The sequence below is a fragment of the Pseudidiomarina sediminum DSM 21906 genome (genome assembly GCF_000423165.1).
GTDB classification, from domain to species: domain Bacteria; phylum Pseudomonadota; class Gammaproteobacteria; order Enterobacterales; family Alteromonadaceae; genus Pseudidiomarina; species Pseudidiomarina sediminum.
In genome coordinates this window covers 1374537-1391048 of sequence record NZ_KE383983.1, presented here as the reverse complement: position 1 = coordinate 1391048, position 16512 = coordinate 1374537, and the positions used below count along the sequence as shown (strand labels likewise).

The following is a 16512-nucleotide window of genomic DNA, read 5'->3' as shown; positions in this document are numbered from 1 at the left end:
AACTATGAAACGTAACGCATTGGCAGTTTTACTGTTCACTTCATTTGTTATTACGGGCTGCGGAAACGATGTTTCTGAACCCGCCGAGCGCGATAAGCGCGAGCCAGAAGCCGCAACAGGGGTCGTTGCCAAGCAAGCGGTTGTTAGCGAAAACTATATGGTTGCCGCTGCAACACCACAAGCATCTGCCGCTGGACAGGCATTGCTTGCAGAAGGGGCGAATGCAATTGACGCTGCAGTTGCCGTACAAACCATGTTGACGCTCACTGAGCCACAATCGTCGGGGATTGGCGGTGGTGCCTTTATCTTGTACTGGGATAACAAAGCGAAGCAGTTGTACACCATCGATGCCCGCGAAAAAGCACCGGCCAGTGCTGGACCTGATTTGTTCCTTGATGAAAATGGTCAGCCACCTGAGAACTTTTGGGATGCTGTGGTTGGGGGACGCTCGGTCGGAGCACCTGGCGTATTAAAAGGCCTAGAGCTTGCGCACCAACGTTGGGGTAAAAAGTCTTGGGAAAGCCTGTTTACCAGTACCATTAACGCAGCAGAGCAGGGCTTTGAAGTCTCACCGCGTTTGCAGTTGTTGCTAGAGATGGAGCTTAATCCTGGGTTAACCAAACTTGAACCGGGTAAATCTTATTTCTATCCGAATGGTCAAGCCTTGCAGGCGGGAACCTTAAAGAAAAACCCAGAACTTGCGTGGGCGTTACGTCAGGTCGCAACACAAGGTACCGAAGCATTCTATCGTGGGCCGATTGCTGAAAAGATTGTCGAGGCGGTCAATACCAGTCAACAGTCACCGGGGTTATTGACCTTAGAAGATATGGCGAACTATGAGGCTGTGGTACGTGAACCTGTATGTAGCGCGTATCGCGCTTATCAAGTTTGCGGTATGGGGCCGCCAAGTTCTGGTGGTTTAACCGTATTGCAGATTTTAGGTATTTTGGAAAACTATCCGGTCGCCGATTGGCAGCCGAATAGCGTTACGACGGCACATCATTTTAGCCAAGCATCACGCTTAGCTTTTGCGGATCGGAATCGTTATATCGCCGATAGCGACTTTGTGAATGTACCTGTCACGCGTTTGCTGGATAAAAGTTACCTTGCGCAACGTTCGCGCTTGATTGGTAACCGTGACTTAAAAGAAGCGCTCCCTGGCACGTTCGCGAACTTTGTTTATGCCGATGACCAATCACCTGAGTTTCCGAACACCAGTCATATCTCGATTGTCGATGCTGAAGGGAATGCGGTCTCAATGACGACCAGTATTGAGATGGGCTTTGGCTCAGCGGTAATGGCCAGCGGCTTTTTGCTGAACAACCAGCTCACCGACTTTTCGTTGGTGCCTGAAGTCGACGGCGTGCCTGTGGCAAACCGCGTGCAGGGCAGTAAGCGCCCGCGTAGCTCAATGTCTCCAACCATGGTGTTTGACACCGAGGGTGACGATTTGATCCATGTGATCGGTTCGCCAGGTGGTGCACGCATTATCAACTATGTCGCACAAACCCTGTTGGGCGTGTTGGATTGGGATCTCAATATGCAAGAAGCAATTGATTTGCCGCATCTGACCAACCTGAACAATTACACAGCGCTTGAGAAAGGTACCGAAATGGCAGAGTTGCTTGAGGCGCTGAAGAAGAAAGGCCACGACGCGCGCGTGACCGATCTCAACAGTGGTCTGCATGGTATTACGATCAAAGAGAACGGCCAGCTCATTGGTGGTGCCGATCCTCGTCGTGAAGGCGTGGTATTAGGTGAGCGTCCTTAATCAGGGCGTTTCACCTGCGGAATATAGTCCGCATAACCTTCGGTTGCCATGTCTTCGAGTGGAATGAAGCGCAAGGCCGCCGAATTGATACAAAACCGGCGCCCATCGGGTGCCGGTCCATCATTAAAAACATGCCCAAGATGAGAGTCGGCATAACGACTTCTGACTTCGGTGCGCACCATCAGCCACGAACGATCGGTATGGTTGGTGATATTCTCTTCCGCGAGCGGCTTGGTAAAACTCGGCCAGCCACAGCTCGAATCAAACTTGTCTGCCGATGAAAACAATGGTTCGCCGCTAACAATGTCGACATATAACCCTGGCCGTTGTTCATCCCAATAACGGTTTTCAAACGGTCGCTCGGTAGCGTCCTCTTGGGTCACGGCGTACTGTTCCTCGGTAAGACGCTGTCGTAAAGTTGCTGCGTCAGGCTTTTGATAAGGCGCGTTACTCATACTACTTTCCTGCTTCTGATAGCACATCAACGTTCTAAGTTTCTCTTTGTACGGGAACGCTGTCAACGCCGGTTCAAGGTCTGTTGTAATTGCGCCATAAAGGTTGTGATGTGTGTGGCGTTGCGGCCTAGATCTGAGCTGCCAGCGCGTGCACTGCCGCGCATATCAATACGAATACGATCGGTCTGGTCGTCAAGCGGGTACATTTGAATCACCAGATCGTCAGTAAAGCCAAACCACACAGTGGTTGCAGTGACCTCAATACGGCCATTTGGCAAGTCGCTTTGGACCAACTGCCAACCTAGGTCGTTAATGACGATAAGGGCAGCTTCAAAGGTTCTTAGGAAGGGGTGTTCAATTACTAACGGCTGCACATTGGGGTAGTATTTGCGCTGCAACTGACGAAAGTCCTGCGGATAATTGTCTGCCGCTGGGCGGTCGTTCCGCAGCGGTTGTAATACCGAAAATTCAGGAGGGTGGTTCAGGTTGGTGGTGACTTCAAACAAATCCGGCGCTTGCGCAGTTTGTTGAAGTTGCTGAATCGCTACGGTAAAACTTGCTACGCTGAGCCCTGCGGCGCAAATCAATAGTGCTAAGTGTAACCCTTGTGGTCGGCGCCAGATGATCCAAAGTGCGATGGCCAGTACCACGGCCCCGCCAAAATATGCGATCCAAGTTAACCATGACATGGCGGTGGTTAGAGCCATCCATTGCCAACGATAAAGTGGACCAGCGATCAAGACCAAAAAGCCCACTAAAACGCTAACTGCCACCAGAAAAGAGCCTAGTCGATAAAACATAGGGCACCCCGGTGAGTCTGTTAAAAGCTACGGAATTACTTTAGTCCAAGCACCGAAAAACGCTAGTTTCAATGAAAAAAAAGCGGCACATCGGCCGCTTTCAATTAAGCTTGTTTTGGCTTGTTATTGGCGTAGGGCGGCCATCCCATGGTTTGGCCTGCCAACAGATGCAAGTGAATGTGGTAAACCGATTGACCACCATCGGCGTTGCAGTTCATCACCACACGGTAGCCATCTTCGGCAAAGCCGTGTTCGGCGGCAATCTTACGCGCCACCACGAATAGGTGCCCAACCAGTTCACGGTCGTCTTCCTTGATGTCGTTGATGGTCGCAATCTGCTGTTTCGGAATGATCAGAACGTGCAGCGGCGCCTGCGGTTGAATGTCTTTGAAGGCCAAGCTGAGCTCGTCTTCATAGACAATTTCTGCGGGAATTTCGCGATTGATGATCTTATCGAAAATGGTTTCACTACTCATACAGCACCTCATCCTTAATAACGCTCGATTGGGTCATACTAGACAACTCACCCGCGCAGTACCAGACCTTTTAAGTACAGCGATTCAGGGAAGTTGGTACGAACCGGGTGATCGGCACCTTGAAACAAACGTTCAATGATGTGTAACGGACGCTTGGCATCAAGCGCTGCGTCAGCGACAACTTTCTGGAACAACTCAGTACTCAACAAACCTGAACAGGAGAAGGTCAGTAAGGTGCCACCCGGGCGCAATAATTTACAGGCCATCATGTTGATGTCTTTATAGCCGCGACAGGCACTGACTAAGTTGGCTTTACTATCGACGAATTTAGGTGGATCAAGAACGATCGTATCGAAGCGCTCACCGCTGTGATGGAAATCACGCAAAGCTTGGAACACATCCTCTTGACGATTGTTCAGTTGCGCGGCGTCAAAGTGATTGCGAGTATGATTTGCAGCAGCTTGCGCTAACGCAGGGGCGGATACATCGAGATTGACCACCTCAGTAGCACCTGCGGCGGCGGCGAACAAACCAAAACCACCGGTATAGCTGAAGGCGTTCAGAACGCGTTTACCGGCGCTGTAGCGGCCGACGGCTGCGCGACTGTCACGCTGGTCAAGGTAGTAGCCTGTCTTATGTCCATTGACCAGATCAACGCCGAGTGAAAGCTCGTTTTCTGTGATCCAGAGGGTCGTGGGGGGCGCGCTGCCGTCAGCGCTATAAAGCACGCCAGTGGTGAGCGGCAGACCTTCCTTTTTGCGCACGTCAACATCGGAACGTTCATAAATATTGCAATCAGGGAACAGGCTACGGAGTGCGGCAACAATCGCCTCGCGCCAGCGCTCAGCGCCTGCGCTTAACAGCTGACAAACCAACCAGTTGTCGTACTTATCAATGGTCACGCCCGGCAGCTCATCCGCTTCTGCGGCAACTAAACGCCACGCATTGCTGTTGATCGCAAGTCCCTGACGAAGTTCGTAAGCCGCCGCGATACGACGGGCAAAGAAGGCGGCATCAATGCTGTCACCTTGATGAAAGCTCCACACACGTGCGCGAATTTGCGATTGTGGTGACCAAGCGGCGTAGCCAAGCCAGTCGCCTTCGGCGCTGTGAATGCTGACGGTGTCACCGCTATTGGGGTTGCCTTTTACTTTGGCAATAGCACCGCTAAACACCCAAGGGTGTAAGCGGCGCAACGATTTACATTTCTGTGGTTTTAAGTGGACAGTTGCAGTCATAAATTACATGACTCGCTGGCCTGGCTTAGCGCCTTCGTGTGGGTTCAAGATAAAGATCTCTTTACCGCCAGGGCCAGCTGCCAGCACCATGCCTTCTGACATACCAAAGCGCATTTTTCGCGGTGCAAGGTTCGCTACCATCACCGTTAGTTGGCCAATCAACTCGGCCGGGTCATAAGCTGACTTAATGCCAGAGAACACTTGACGGGTCTCACCACCGAGATCAAGCGTAAGCTTCAACAGTTTTTCAGCCCCTTCAACGTGCTCGGCGTTGGCAATTAAAGCAACGCGTAAATCGACTTTAGCGAAATCATCAAAGTTGATTTCAGCTGCAATAGGATCGTTTTCTAATTCTCCATTTGAGGTGCTTGGTGCGCTGGCTTGTGCATTCGCTGCTTTTGAATCTTCAATCACTTTTTCAACTTGCTCCATTTCGATACGTTGCAATAAAGCTTTAAATGGGGTGATGGCATGGTTGGTCAACAACTGATCATGACTGTCCCAGGTAAAATCTTCTTGCAAGAACTCCTGCACTCGTTTGGCCAGCTCTGGCACCACAGGTGTAAGGTAAATCATCAACAAGCGGAACAAGTTGATGCCGATAGAGCAAATCTCGTGCACACGAGCAGCATTGGCTGGGTCTTTGATTAATTGCCACGGTTCTTGTTCGGCAATGTAGAAGTTCGCCTTATCGGCAAGCGCCATAATGTCGCGCGTCGCGCGGGCAAACTCACGCTTTTCATACGCGTCAGCGATGCTGTCACCGGCAGCTTGGAATTCATCTAACAAGCTGGTGTCAGTAAATTCACTGCAGAGCTTACCGTCAAACTTTTTCTGGATAAAACCTGCACAACGGCTGGCGATATTCACCACTTTGCCGACCAAGTCACTGTTCACGCGTTGGGCAAAGTCGGTCAAGTTTAGATCGAGGTCGTCAATACGCGACGTCAGCTTAGCGGCGAAGTAGTAACGTAGATAATCTGGGTCAAGGTGATCCAAGTAGGTACGCGCCATAATGAAAGTACCTTTGGACTTTGACATCTTGGTACCGTTTACGGTGATAAAGCCGTGCGCCCAAACGTTGGTCGGTTGACGGAAGTCGGCTCCAGCAAGCATGGCTGGCCAGAACAAGCTGTGGAAGTAAATGATGTCTTTCCCAATGAAATGATATAGCTCAGCATTACTGTCTTTTTGCCAGTAACTGTCGAAATCAGCTTTGCCTGTGGTTTCGCAATAATGCTTAAAGCTGCCCATGTAGCCAATCGGCGCATCAAGCCACACATAGAAGTATTTGCCCGGTGCATCAGGAATTTCAAAGCCGAAATAAGGTGCGTCACGACTGATGTCCCAGCGTTGCAAGCCGGCTTCGAACCACTCGTTAAGTTTATTGGCCATCTCGTCTTGTAGCGACCCTGAGCGCGTCCAGGCCTTGAGCATGTCAGCAAAGGCCGGCAGGTCAAAAAAGTAATGCTCTGAGTCACGTAGTTCAGGGGTGGCACCAGACACTGCTGAAGTAGGGTTCTTTAACTCAGTTGGGGCGTAGGTAGCACCGCAAACATCACAGTTGTCACCGTACTGATCGTGCGCACCACATTTTGGACAATCGCCTTTAACAAAGCGGTCCGGCAAAAACATTTCTTTGCTTGGATCATAAAGCTGTGAAATGGTTTTGGTCTTAATATGGCCTGCATCGCGCAAGCGCGTGTAAATCAATTCGGCCAGCTCACGATTTTCTGGGCTATGGGTCGAATAGTAATGGTCAAAGGCAACGTGAAAATCAGCAAAATCCGCTTGGTGCGCTTGATTCATCTCGGCAATCATTTGCTCAGGTTCAATACCTAATTGTTGAGCTTTAAGCATGATTGGCGTGCCGTGCGCATCATCGGCACACACGTAGTGACATTCGTGGCCACGCATCTTCTGAAAACGTACCCAAATATCGGCCTGAATATAACCTAACATATGGCCAATATGGATAGGGCCATTTGCATACGGAAGCGCATTCGTAACGAGGATTTTACGCGGTGCTGTTGTCATGTATTTCGTCCGTTAACCTACAAATTTGTGAAAGCCTGAAGTGTACCCCAAACAGCACTGGCAATCCACCTAGAGTCACCGTATTATGCGGGTTTTAACGCCATCAAGGAGTGTTGTATGGTCGCGCAAGAATTACAGCAACGACTGAACGAATTCCGCTTGCCAAGTTGGTCGCAGCCAGTCCCCGAAACATGGTGGACTATCGACGGGCAAGACATCACCTTAACCTTACCCTTTGCGGCAACCGCCCATGTATTTTCGACCTTGCAGCAAGAACCTTGTTGGCGTGGCTATCACTTTCATTTGCGCTGTAACGTGCAAAAGCTGCCTAACTCACAACCCGAACTGCCATTGATCTATGGCAATGTCATTGTGGTTTCCTCAGGCAAGGGCGGCGTTGGGAAATCATCCGTCGCTGTGCAATTGGCATTGGCATTGGCGGCAAGTGGCGCTAAGGTTGGCTTACTTGATGCCGATATCTATGGCCCATCGCTTCCTACCATGCTTGGCGGCGCCGATGAAAAACTCGCGATCAACGCACAAAACAAGATGGAACCGCATTTGCGCCACGGCGTTTATGTCAGTTCGTTGGGGTATTTAGCCGACAGTAAAGACGCGGCGATTTGGCGCGGACCTATGGCGAGCGCGGCGTTGCAACAACTGTTGCGCGACACCAAATGGCCACGCCTTGATTACCTTGTCGTCGATATGCCGCCGGGCACTGGTGACATTCAACTGACGTTGGCACAGAAAGTGCCGGTCACCGGCGCTGTGGTGGTGACCACGCCCCAGAACGTTGCCCTTGCTGATGCGCAAAAGGGGATTGCGATGTTTCGTAAGGTTGGGATTCCATTGACTGGTTTAGTGGAAAATATGAGTTATTTTCGCTGTCCGTCGTGCGGTCATGAAGAGCATGTCTTTGGCTGTGAGGGGGGCGCTCGTGTTGCGCAAGAGTATGCTGTGCCGTTATTGGCACAATTGCCATTGGCCACGCCAGTGCGTGAGAGTCTAGACGCTGGACTACCTTTGCTTGCGCGTGAGCCAGAGCACCCGTTGAATCGACCCATTTATGAAATGGCGACAGCAATCGCTGGTCAGCTCTATCTTCAAGCCCAAAAACAGGTATAGTGAACGCAATCTAGTTAGTGGAGAACCCCATGCGATTAACCGATGCGCAGATTGAAGCCCATTTAGATGCGGGCATCATTGCCATTGAACCACGTCCAATCAGCGCCGATATTAGTGGTGTGACCGTGGATATTCACCTTGGTAATGAGTTTCGTGTGCTACAAGATCACGCGGCGCCGTTTATTGATATTAGCGGCCCACGGGAAGACATCGACCGTGCCATTCAGCAGGTCATGAGCGATCCGATTCAATTGACCGAAGAACAAGCCTTTTTTATTCATCCGGGCGAATTTGCCTTGGCGGTGACCCATGAAAGCGTGACCTTACCTGATGATATGGTGGGGTGGCTCGATGGTCGTTCATCGTTAGCACGACTGGGCCTCATGGTGCATGTAACTGCGCACCGCATTGATCCGGGTTGGTCGGGGCAGGTGGTCTTGGAATTCTTTAACAGCGGTAAGCTGCCGTTAGCGTTGCGACCTTTAATGAAAATTGGAGCTTTGAGCTTTGAAAAGTTAGAGGAGCCTTGCGCGCGTCCTTACAGCAAGCGCAAAGACGCGAAATACAAAGACCAGCGTGGCGCTGTCGCCTCTCGGATAAGCGCTGACACCGACGAAAACTAAACGGGCAGTGGTAGCGCCATGGCTTGTCTTAGCTATTGGCGACTACCGAAAGCCTTAATGATCCAATAATCAAAACTCACAAAACGTCCGGCACCTGTGGTCATCAAAATGAGGAGCATGACAAAATAGGTGGCAGCGAACTCAATACCATTTTTTAAAATTGTTACAGGGCCTGCCTCAGTGAGCCATGCATAGTTACCATGTTCCCGCAGGATGTCACGGATCACTTCTTTACGCGTTGCGGCCTCGGCAATCAGATCGGTGCGCCATTCCCATGGCACTGTCAGCGTCGCTTCCGGCAGTGCATGCCAGCCATATTGCCAGTGTGCCGTCGCCGCAGCCACAACCATAGTGACCATTAATGGAATAGCCATCCAACGTAATGCCAAGCCTAGCAATAACGCGATACCACCAATGAACTCGGTTGCTCCAGCTAGCACAGCCATCGCAAAAGGTGCAGGTAGACCTAAGTAGTCACCAAAATAGCTTGCCGTTGCTTCAAGGGCTGTCAGTTTGTGCCAACCCGCCAAAATGAAAATGGGGGCGAGATAAAGGCGGACGGCTAAAGGACCAAGAAAATCGAATTTGCGCAGCTGCGCGCTTATGGAAGCTCGTGAGATGAACATAAGTGCTCCTTATGATTCGGTTCCAAGAGGCACTACAAGCATAGTCGCAAGATGATAATTCGCAAAAAAAGCCCCCGCACATGGCGAGGGCTCTGCTGGGCTTAACGTAAGGGGCTGGCGTGTGAGGCGCCGCCAAAAATGGCATTTAGTAAGGTAATATTCAGACCATCTAAGTAGGCCCGATAGGTTGGCTCCTGCGTAAAGCTAATCACCATGCCACGCCCATGAGGTTGCCACATTAAATAAGGCTTATGGGCGAGTTGTTGTTGGTTCTCCTCCCACAAGTAGCCACTGACGAGCAGTTCATCAGCGCTTGGGTAGTACATGAGATTACGCCCGTTATTAATGGTTAACGGGCGATAGATCTGATTGCCTACCGTAAGGCTGTTGACCGTTTTCGGCACGCCTGCAGTGAGCCAATGTTCTTGATCGACCTGCAACTGCGTGAGTACGCCAGAGGTCCAATAGGGATCGGCCTCAGCACCATTAATGTAGTTGTGCAGGTGCGTTTGAGTGGGCAACAGCATGCCTTCAACACGCGGTTGCTGATGCACAGCCACCTTGTTGTCTTGAACTTCTGTCTCCAGCGCGCTGGCGAGTATCTTGGCATCGACCGCCCATTGGGTTGCATTACCAAGGGTGATCAAAACCCCGCCACGTTCCACCCATTGGCGCAGGTTGTTTTGCGCAGTGTCACCGAGGACATGCTGCAAAGAACCGTAACTGGCAGGCAGGATCAGCACCTGATAATGACTGAGATCGGCGCGCTGGAGTTTATCAGCGCGTAGGGCGGTAACCGGATAGTTAAATTGCTGTTCGATCACGAAACGGGTATGCCCGGCATTAAGGCTGCTGAAAGGCTCATCCCAAGCTAAGGCAATACGCGGAGCATGTACTTTTTGCACGTTACCAGAGCCAAAGTTTGGACCGTCGATCACCCAACTGCTATCGGTGCCATATAAGATCGCACCCGTTTGTACGGCGAGTTCGGAGAGCTTCAGATGCAGCGCCTCAGGGTTCTCTGCGCGCGTGAAAATAAGGCTACCGGCAGGATAACGATCGCCATTTTTTAATGTGAAAGGCAGATCACTTTGTTTAACCTGCAAACCTGCCCGCAAAGCAGCGGTTAAGAGGCGACCGCTATTCATGTCACCCCATTTTGCTAAAAAGGCCACCTTGGCTTCGGGATGGTGGAGTTCACCAGGTGATATCAAGCGTTCATCAACGGTCGATAACGCCACTTTCGGTAGACGTTTACAGCGCTGCTGCTCAAGATTGAACATCAAGGCCAAAGACCAAGCTGTGACATCATAAATTTGATCAGGCAAATTGTTGTCGCGGCGCCGTTCTTGCTCAGCCAGAAAGTCTTCGGCCATCGCAATATCATCATCGAGTAAGGTGCGGATCATATAATGCGCAGGCTGTGCGGTATCGATCACATAGCTGCCCGCGCTTAGCTCAGTGCCACAGGCTTCAACGGCTGCATCGGTTTGTTGCACCTTGATGCCATGACGGGTTAATAAACCCGCGAGACGGCGCGTGGCTGCCGCGTCTTGGGCTTGGTCGATGACAATGAAACGCTCGGCGCTAGCACGGCCGTCGGCAATGCCTTGTTTCCGATAGTTCCAAAAGTCGCCAAGTAAGCGTTGACGCTCCACACTGGCGGTTTCGATGGTTGCGAGTGAGGCAACAAAATGACGCTGCACACCATCACCGTAAGTCAAAATAGTGCCGTCTTTTGTACGAAATTTATGGCCTCGTGCTGACGCCATTTCATACGTCATCGCTAAGGTGCCGTGATAAAGCGGCCAGCTTGCACCATAGCCTGGATAGAAGGCGTCAAAGATTTCGCGGGTGAAGTAATCAAAGCCGTGCGCGTCAAACCACTTACCGTTATTTTCACCAATGGTCCACAGCGCGTCACGTTGGCTTTTGGCGATAAGTGGGTTATAGGGGCGGGCTTCGGGAGTGAAGTAATAGCTTTGGTCGCCATACATTTCGTGCAAATCGACAAAAATCAGCGGCATATGCTCTAACAACGCATCGACTTGCCCAGCCACTTCCGGTTGGGTTAACGCAATCCAGTCGCGGTTTAAGTCAAATAGGTAATGATTGCTACGACCACTCGGCCAAGGTTCGTTATGTTCGGCTGCTAAGCGATCGGCACTGTGCTCAAGTCCTGCGGTCATATAGTAACGACTGACAAAACGACTACGGCCATCGGGGTTTTGTACCGGGTCGATATGCACCACTGTGTTTGCCAGCCAATTGCGGGCCTGATCGTCTTGCGCCGCGAGAAGGTGCCAAGCGGTTAATACTGCAGCTTCAGGAGATGATATTTCGTTACCGTGTACGCCATAAGAGAGCCAAATACTACTGGGTAGCTGTTCTATCAGCTGTTTCGCTTCGGTCTCGGAGGTTTGCTCAGGGTGCGCAAGGGCTTGCATACCTTGGGTGATGGTCGCTAGGTTCGCCATGTTTTCAGCGCTGGAGAGGGTGACATAATAGAGCGGGCGACCTTCCCAGGTTTTGCCGTAGTAGCTAAGTTTGACTTGATCGGGATAGTGTTCTGCGAGGGCTTTAAAGTAATCATGAATCGCTTCGGGCGATGAGATGCGACTACCCATTGGATAGCCCGCGGTGGCATTAAGCGTTGGCGCGCTAGTATCGTAGGTAACCGACAAGCCTAGTTCGTTCGCATGGGAGACCATACTTGCGCCCGCGAGCGCGAGTGCAGCGAGTAGATACGAAGGTTTCATGGTGGCAGATCCTCATTGTTCTTATTGTTTGCCTCCGCGTAATTGACGCAGGGCATTGTTCAAGGCGTGCTGCAGACTTTGTTGATCGTGCCGCTGGGGTGAATAAGCGTCGGCTTGAATACTATTCACGTGCGGTATCTCGAGATGCGCATCAGCGTGATTGGTGATGACAAAATCAATGATTGGGGTACCGACCTGTGTTGTTAACCATGCCAAGCGCTGGCTTAACGTCAATTGTCCTGCAGGACTTTGCTCTGGGAGTAGATTATCAATAAAGATCACTGGTGCAGAGCTTCTCGCGATAGTCTCGACAATTCCATCGACCAATAACGGCGGCATGATAGAGGTGAGGAAGCTACCGGGACCAATAATAATCAAATCGCTACGGCGCAACTGCCGCAATGCTTCGGGCGTCGCACTGACGCTGGTCGACAAGCGCAAATGCGCTGGCATCTGATGCATTTGATCGACGAGCAATTCGCCAAAACACTCAAAGCCATCCTGTGTTTCTGCCACCAAATCAACCGGAGCCTCCGACATTGGCAACAAGCGGGTGTCAACGTTCAATAAACGGCTGAGCAGGGCGATGCCATCAATGGGGCGAGCGCTTAGCTCATCTAAGGTATGCAGCAACAAGTTGCCAAAGTTGTGTCCATTTAAGCTGGAGTCTTGTTGAAAGCGGTAATTCAAGACATCACGTGCCAAGGGTTGCTCGACCAGTTGTGACAAGCAGTTACGAATGTCGCCCCAAGCGATGGTTTGGTGAGAACGACGTAATAGACCGCTGGCGCCACCATTGTCGGTGGTTGCGACAATGCCTACTAAACGGCGTTGTAAAAATTTTAAACTTGCTAACACACGACCCAAACCGTGGCCACCGCCGATAGCAGTGACACAGTTGAGCTGTTCAATAAGACAGTGGGGCGCTGTCGCTTGCGTAGAGGGTTGGGCCATGCCACCTCGTTCCTGTTAAAACGCGCGAAAAGTAATAAACACATTACTTTATGACAATTGGGTGCATATTAGCAATTTATACCTGCACTTTACGACGGTTGAAGTTCCTACTGCATTGTAAATAGCGTGCAAAAGTGCTGAGAAATCGCTGTGAATTGGCTTAGCTTTTATAGCTTACCGTGAAAGTTTCACGCTGTAACGTAAATGCAATGTAAATTTATCGCCACTACTTGAATTGATGACATGGGTTCGGTATAAGTGGCAATATATATCAAGGGGTATAATCATATGTTAAATAAAGGTTTATTTCGTGGTTTGGCTGTTAGTGGTGTTACGCTCGCGTTAGTCGCTTGCGGCGGCTCTTCAGAAGATGCAACACAAAATGAGACGGCACGATTTAGTCTTGCGTTTAGCGATGCCCCGGTCGACAACGCTGATGAGGTTATGATTTGCTTCAAAGGCGTTGAAATGGTCGGTAATGGCGTGGGTAAACAGACCTTTATTATCGGTGACGCGATGAACACCTTGGCTGAAAATGATGTCTGTAAAAACCCTGCCGGTGAGACCATTCCTAACACCTATGGTATGGATTTATTGAGTTACACCGGCTCTGATGCACTGAACGTGCTTGATGGTGTAACGGTGCCAGCGGGAACATACGGTCAATTGCGCTTAATCATGACCGAAGGCTCTTATGTCAAAGTGGGCGATGAAAAACTACCGCTGCGGGTACCGTCAAATCAGTTGAAATTTGATGGTGTCACGCTCGACCTACAAGGCAATGTGGCCTACACCGTTGAGTTCGATTTGCGACAGGCATTGGTCGACCCCGTCGGACAAGATGGTTATTTCTTGAAGCCGCGCGGTGTGCGTTTGGTCGACAACATGTCTGTTGGACACATTGAAGGTAGCCTTGCGGAAGCCTTGTTGATTACAAATTCCTGCACGGTCGCGCCAAGCGATCTGTCAGAACCAGTAGCTGTGGTCTACTTCTATGAAGGAAGTAATTTAGAAGAGGCCACCCTAGCCGATGTAGGTGGGGCAGAGGAACATTCACCGTATACCGTTGCAGCGGTTTACTATGATGGTGCCTCTGCCTACACCTTCTCTGCTAGTTACGTTGCGGAGAGTGATTACTCTGTAGCGTGGACCTGTCAGACGGATGACGATCCTGAGGCAGATGACGATCTAACATTTAATGGATTACTAAATGTTAGCGTTGATGGGGATGAGGCGGTGACGACTGTCGATATCTCCGGATAAACGCGCTAACCCCCTAGTTAGTGCATGTTTATCACATTGTTCTCCAATTTAAAGCCCCGCAAGGGGCTTTTTTGGCTTTTTTTTCTGTCCCAATCAGGCCATACTGAGCGTCATTTGCTAGCAAATAGGGTAACGTTTCGTGACCGTACGCACTTCGCTCAAATTTAGTTTAGCTCTTTTCGCTTTATCTTTACCGACAGCTTCTTTCGCACAGCAATGCACCACGGAGCCGGATGGGCAGTGTTCCTACACCGTGGCTCAGTTGTGTTTGGCGGACTCAGCGGCGACGCCGCTCACCCTTGAAGTTGCTGATACCTTTGGTAAACGTGCTCGTGGTTTAATGTATCGCACCGAGTTGGCAGATCATCATGGCATGTGGTTTGTTTATGATGAGCAACGCCCCGGCTACTCGGGCTTTTGGATGCACAACACCAAAATTGCGCTCGACATTGCCTACCTTGATGCGCAAATGAAAGTGGTGAAGCAATTCACCATGCAGCCGTGTACCAGCGTGAATCCGCGCAACTGCCCAACTTACAATCCCGGTGTAGCTTACTATAGTGCCGTAGAAATGCCCGCGGGCTATTTTAAACAACATGGTATTACGCTGGGCACCCAGTTCAAACAATGTAATAACGAGGAGACCCCCTAATGAAAAAACTTTCGGTACTTGCCGCAAGCATGCTGGTGGTTGCATGTTCGCCAGCAAGTGAACCTGAATCAACTGCAGCGCCGCATGTCGACGTTGACCCTTATAGTTTCAATGAGAACTACCGAGACTATTTGCAAACCTTAAGTTCAGATGAATTTGAAGGGCGCGCACCGGCCAGTAAAGGCGAACAGTTGACGGTCGAATATGTGGAAGAGAAATTCCGCAGCTGGGGGCTCAAGTCGTTTAATCCAGAGGGTACTGATTATCAGCAACAAGTACCGCTGGTTAAAATGACGCCGTATAGCGTATCGAACTTTAGCTTTAGTAACAGCGACCTGAGTGAGTTTGTTTATAAGCAAGACATGATGGCCTGGTCACCGCGCGTGCAAGAAGAGGTAAACCTTGAAGCAAGCGAGTTAGTCTTTGCGGGCTACGGTATTGTCGCTCCAGAATTTGGTTGGAATGACTACGAAGGGCTTGATGTCGAAGGTAAAACCGTGGTGGTCTTGGTGAATGACCCGGGCTACGACTCAGGTGATCCGGAAGTCTTCAACGGTAAAGCAATGACGTATTACGGTCGTTGGACCTACAAATTTGAAGAAGCCTCGCGTCAGGGCGCCGCTGGTGTCTTGGTGATTCATGACACCGGTCCTGCGGGTTATGGTTGGGGCGTTGTTGCCGGTGGCTCTCCGGTACGCTTTGATTTAGCGCGCGAAAATAAAAACATGGATCGTACGCAAATTGAAGGTTGGATCAGCAGTGATGCGGCAGACAAACTCTTTGCGCGCGTAGGTTCATCGTACCAAGCGATGCGTGAGCAAGCACAACAACCTGACTTCAAAGCGGTGCCGCTTGAAACCGCAATGTCAGTTAACGTGAAAACCGATTTCGAGTACCTTAACTCACCGAACTTGATTGCTTATATTGAAGGCAGCAAAGCGCCGGAAGAACATGTTATCTATATGGCGCACTGGGATCACTTAGGCATGAATCCAATTGCTTCTGACGACCCGATTTATAACGGTGCGCAAGACAACGCTACAGGTACTGCAGGCGTGTTGGCATTAGCTGAGTTCTTCGCCAGCCAACCGCAGCCAGAGCGCTCCATTGTATTTGTGTTGGTTACTGCCGAAGAGCGTGGCTTACTCGGTTCTCAATGGTATGCGAACAACCCATTGTTACCGCTTGGTAAAGCTGTTGCAGGCATTAACATGGACGTGTTGAACGTTTATGGCCCAATGCAGGACATGGTTGTGGTAGGTCACGGAAACTCTGAGCTTGAAGAGTACCTTACTAAATACGTTGAACAACAAGATCGCTATGTTGCTCCTGAACCAACGCCTGAAGCCGGTTCATTCTATCGTTCAGATCACTTTAACTTGGCTAAGAAAGGTGTACCTATGTTGTATGCCAAAGGTGGCGTCGATCACTTTGAAAAGGGTAAAGCCTATGGTCAGCAACAGCGTGCGCAGTACGTACAAGTTGCCTATCACAAGCCAGCGGATGAGTTTGATCCAAGCTGGGACTTGCGTGGTGTGCAGCAAGACTTGTGGTTGTTTTACTGGGTCGGTAATGAGCTAGCGAACTCTAGCGATTGGCCAAACTGGTACAACGGCAACGAGTTCCGTGGCATTCGCGATGAGAGTGCTGCAGAACGTCAGTAATTGACGTGTGATTTGCGAAAAGGCGGTAACTGCGGTTACCGCCTTTTTTGTCACTAACAAATCCTA

The 16512-nt window shown here is 50.5% G+C and carries 14 protein-coding genes; 6 read left to right on the top strand and 8 right to left on the bottom strand.

All coding sequences use genetic code 11. The annotated features are described in order from the left end of the window. Positions 1 to 4 precede the first annotated feature (4 nt). Positions 5 to 1771 (top strand): gamma-glutamyltransferase, encoded by a 1767-nt coding sequence (gene ggt, locus G535_RS0112000; RefSeq protein WP_026862275.1) that lies wholly within the window; start codon positions 5 to 7, stop codon positions 1769 to 1771. On the opposite strand, the gene msrB is transcribed toward ggt, so the two are convergent. From msrB to metG, 5 genes are all read right to left on the bottom strand, one after another. Further along, complete coding sequence (gene msrB / locus G535_RS0111995) at positions 1768 to 2226, bottom strand: peptide-methionine (R)-S-oxide reductase MsrB (RefSeq protein WP_034728136.1); 459 nt, start codon at positions 2224 to 2226, stop codon at positions 1768 to 1770. The two genes, ggt and msrB, sit on opposite strands and share 4 nt — an antisense overlap. A gap of 62 nt (positions 2227 to 2288) precedes the next feature. After that, positions 2289 to 3026: a DUF1499 domain-containing protein gene (locus G535_RS0111990; protein ID WP_026862273.1), complete on the bottom strand. Its 738-nt coding sequence runs from the start codon at positions 3024 to 3026 to the stop codon at positions 2289 to 2291. A gap of 104 nt (positions 3027 to 3130) precedes the next feature. After that, positions 3131 to 3502 carry a histidine triad nucleotide-binding protein gene (locus G535_RS0111985; RefSeq protein ID WP_026862272.1) on the bottom strand — a complete coding sequence of 124 codons (372 nt, stop codon included), beginning with the start codon at positions 3500 to 3502 and terminating at the stop codon, positions 3131 to 3133. A 47-nt stretch (positions 3503 to 3549) separates the two neighbouring features. Further along, entirely contained in the window at positions 3550 to 4740 is a 1191-nt protein-coding gene (locus tag G535_RS0111980; protein WP_026862271.1) for a class I SAM-dependent rRNA methyltransferase, read from the bottom strand. A 3-nt stretch (positions 4741 to 4743) separates the two neighbouring features. Beyond that, positions 4744 to 6777, bottom strand: coding sequence for a methionine--tRNA ligase (gene metG / locus G535_RS0111975; RefSeq protein ID WP_026862270.1), 2034 nt, complete (start codon positions 6775 to 6777; stop codon positions 4744 to 4746). A gap of 117 nt (positions 6778 to 6894) precedes the next feature. On the opposite strand from metG, the gene apbC reads away from it, so the two are divergent. Continuing rightward, positions 6895 to 7905, top strand: a complete 1011-nt coding sequence (apbC, locus tag G535_RS0111970; RefSeq protein ID WP_034728134.1) for an iron-sulfur cluster carrier protein ApbC — start codon at positions 6895 to 6897, stop codon at positions 7903 to 7905. Between the two features lie 29 nt (positions 7906 to 7934). Continuing rightward, positions 7935 to 8528 (top strand): dCTP deaminase, encoded by a 594-nt coding sequence (gene dcd, locus G535_RS0111965; RefSeq protein WP_026862268.1) that lies wholly within the window; start codon positions 7935 to 7937, stop codon positions 8526 to 8528. A 32-nt stretch (positions 8529 to 8560) separates the two neighbouring features. Here dcd and G535_RS0111960 read toward each other — a convergent pair whose 3' ends face one another. The 3 genes from G535_RS0111960 to G535_RS0111950 form a co-directional block, all read right to left on the bottom strand. After that, complete coding sequence (locus tag G535_RS0111960; RefSeq protein WP_026862267.1) at positions 8561 to 9154, bottom strand: HvfX family Cu-binding RiPP maturation protein; 594 nt, start codon at positions 9152 to 9154, stop codon at positions 8561 to 8563. A 101-nt stretch (positions 9155 to 9255) separates the two neighbouring features. Beyond that, positions 9256 to 11913 (bottom strand): M14 family metallopeptidase, encoded by a 2658-nt coding sequence (locus tag G535_RS0111955; protein ID WP_026862266.1) that lies wholly within the window; start codon positions 11911 to 11913, stop codon positions 9256 to 9258. Between the two features lie 21 nt (positions 11914 to 11934). Beyond that, positions 11935 to 12867 (bottom strand): gluconeogenesis factor YvcK family protein, encoded by a 933-nt coding sequence (locus tag G535_RS0111950; protein ID WP_034728131.1) that lies wholly within the window; start codon positions 12865 to 12867, stop codon positions 11935 to 11937. A 288-nt stretch (positions 12868 to 13155) separates the two neighbouring features. Here G535_RS0111950 and G535_RS13630 point away from each other — a divergent pair, with 288 nt between their 5' ends. The 3 genes from G535_RS13630 (at position 13156) to G535_RS0111935 (ending at position 16446) form a co-directional block, all read left to right on the top strand. Next, positions 13156 to 14130: a DUF4382 domain-containing protein gene (locus tag G535_RS13630; RefSeq protein ID WP_051207210.1), complete on the top strand. Its 975-nt coding sequence runs from the start codon at positions 13156 to 13158 to the stop codon at positions 14128 to 14130. A 139-nt stretch (positions 14131 to 14269) separates the two neighbouring features. After that, complete coding sequence (locus G535_RS13625; protein WP_126775131.1) at positions 14270 to 14782, top strand: DUF192 domain-containing protein; 513 nt, start codon at positions 14270 to 14272, stop codon at positions 14780 to 14782. Next, positions 14782 to 16446 (top strand): M28 family metallopeptidase, encoded by a 1665-nt coding sequence (locus tag G535_RS0111935; RefSeq protein ID WP_026862264.1) that lies wholly within the window; start codon positions 14782 to 14784, stop codon positions 16444 to 16446. Before G535_RS13625 ends, G535_RS0111935 begins: the two co-directional genes overlap by 1 nt. Positions 16447 to 16512: the final 66 nt, after the last annotated feature.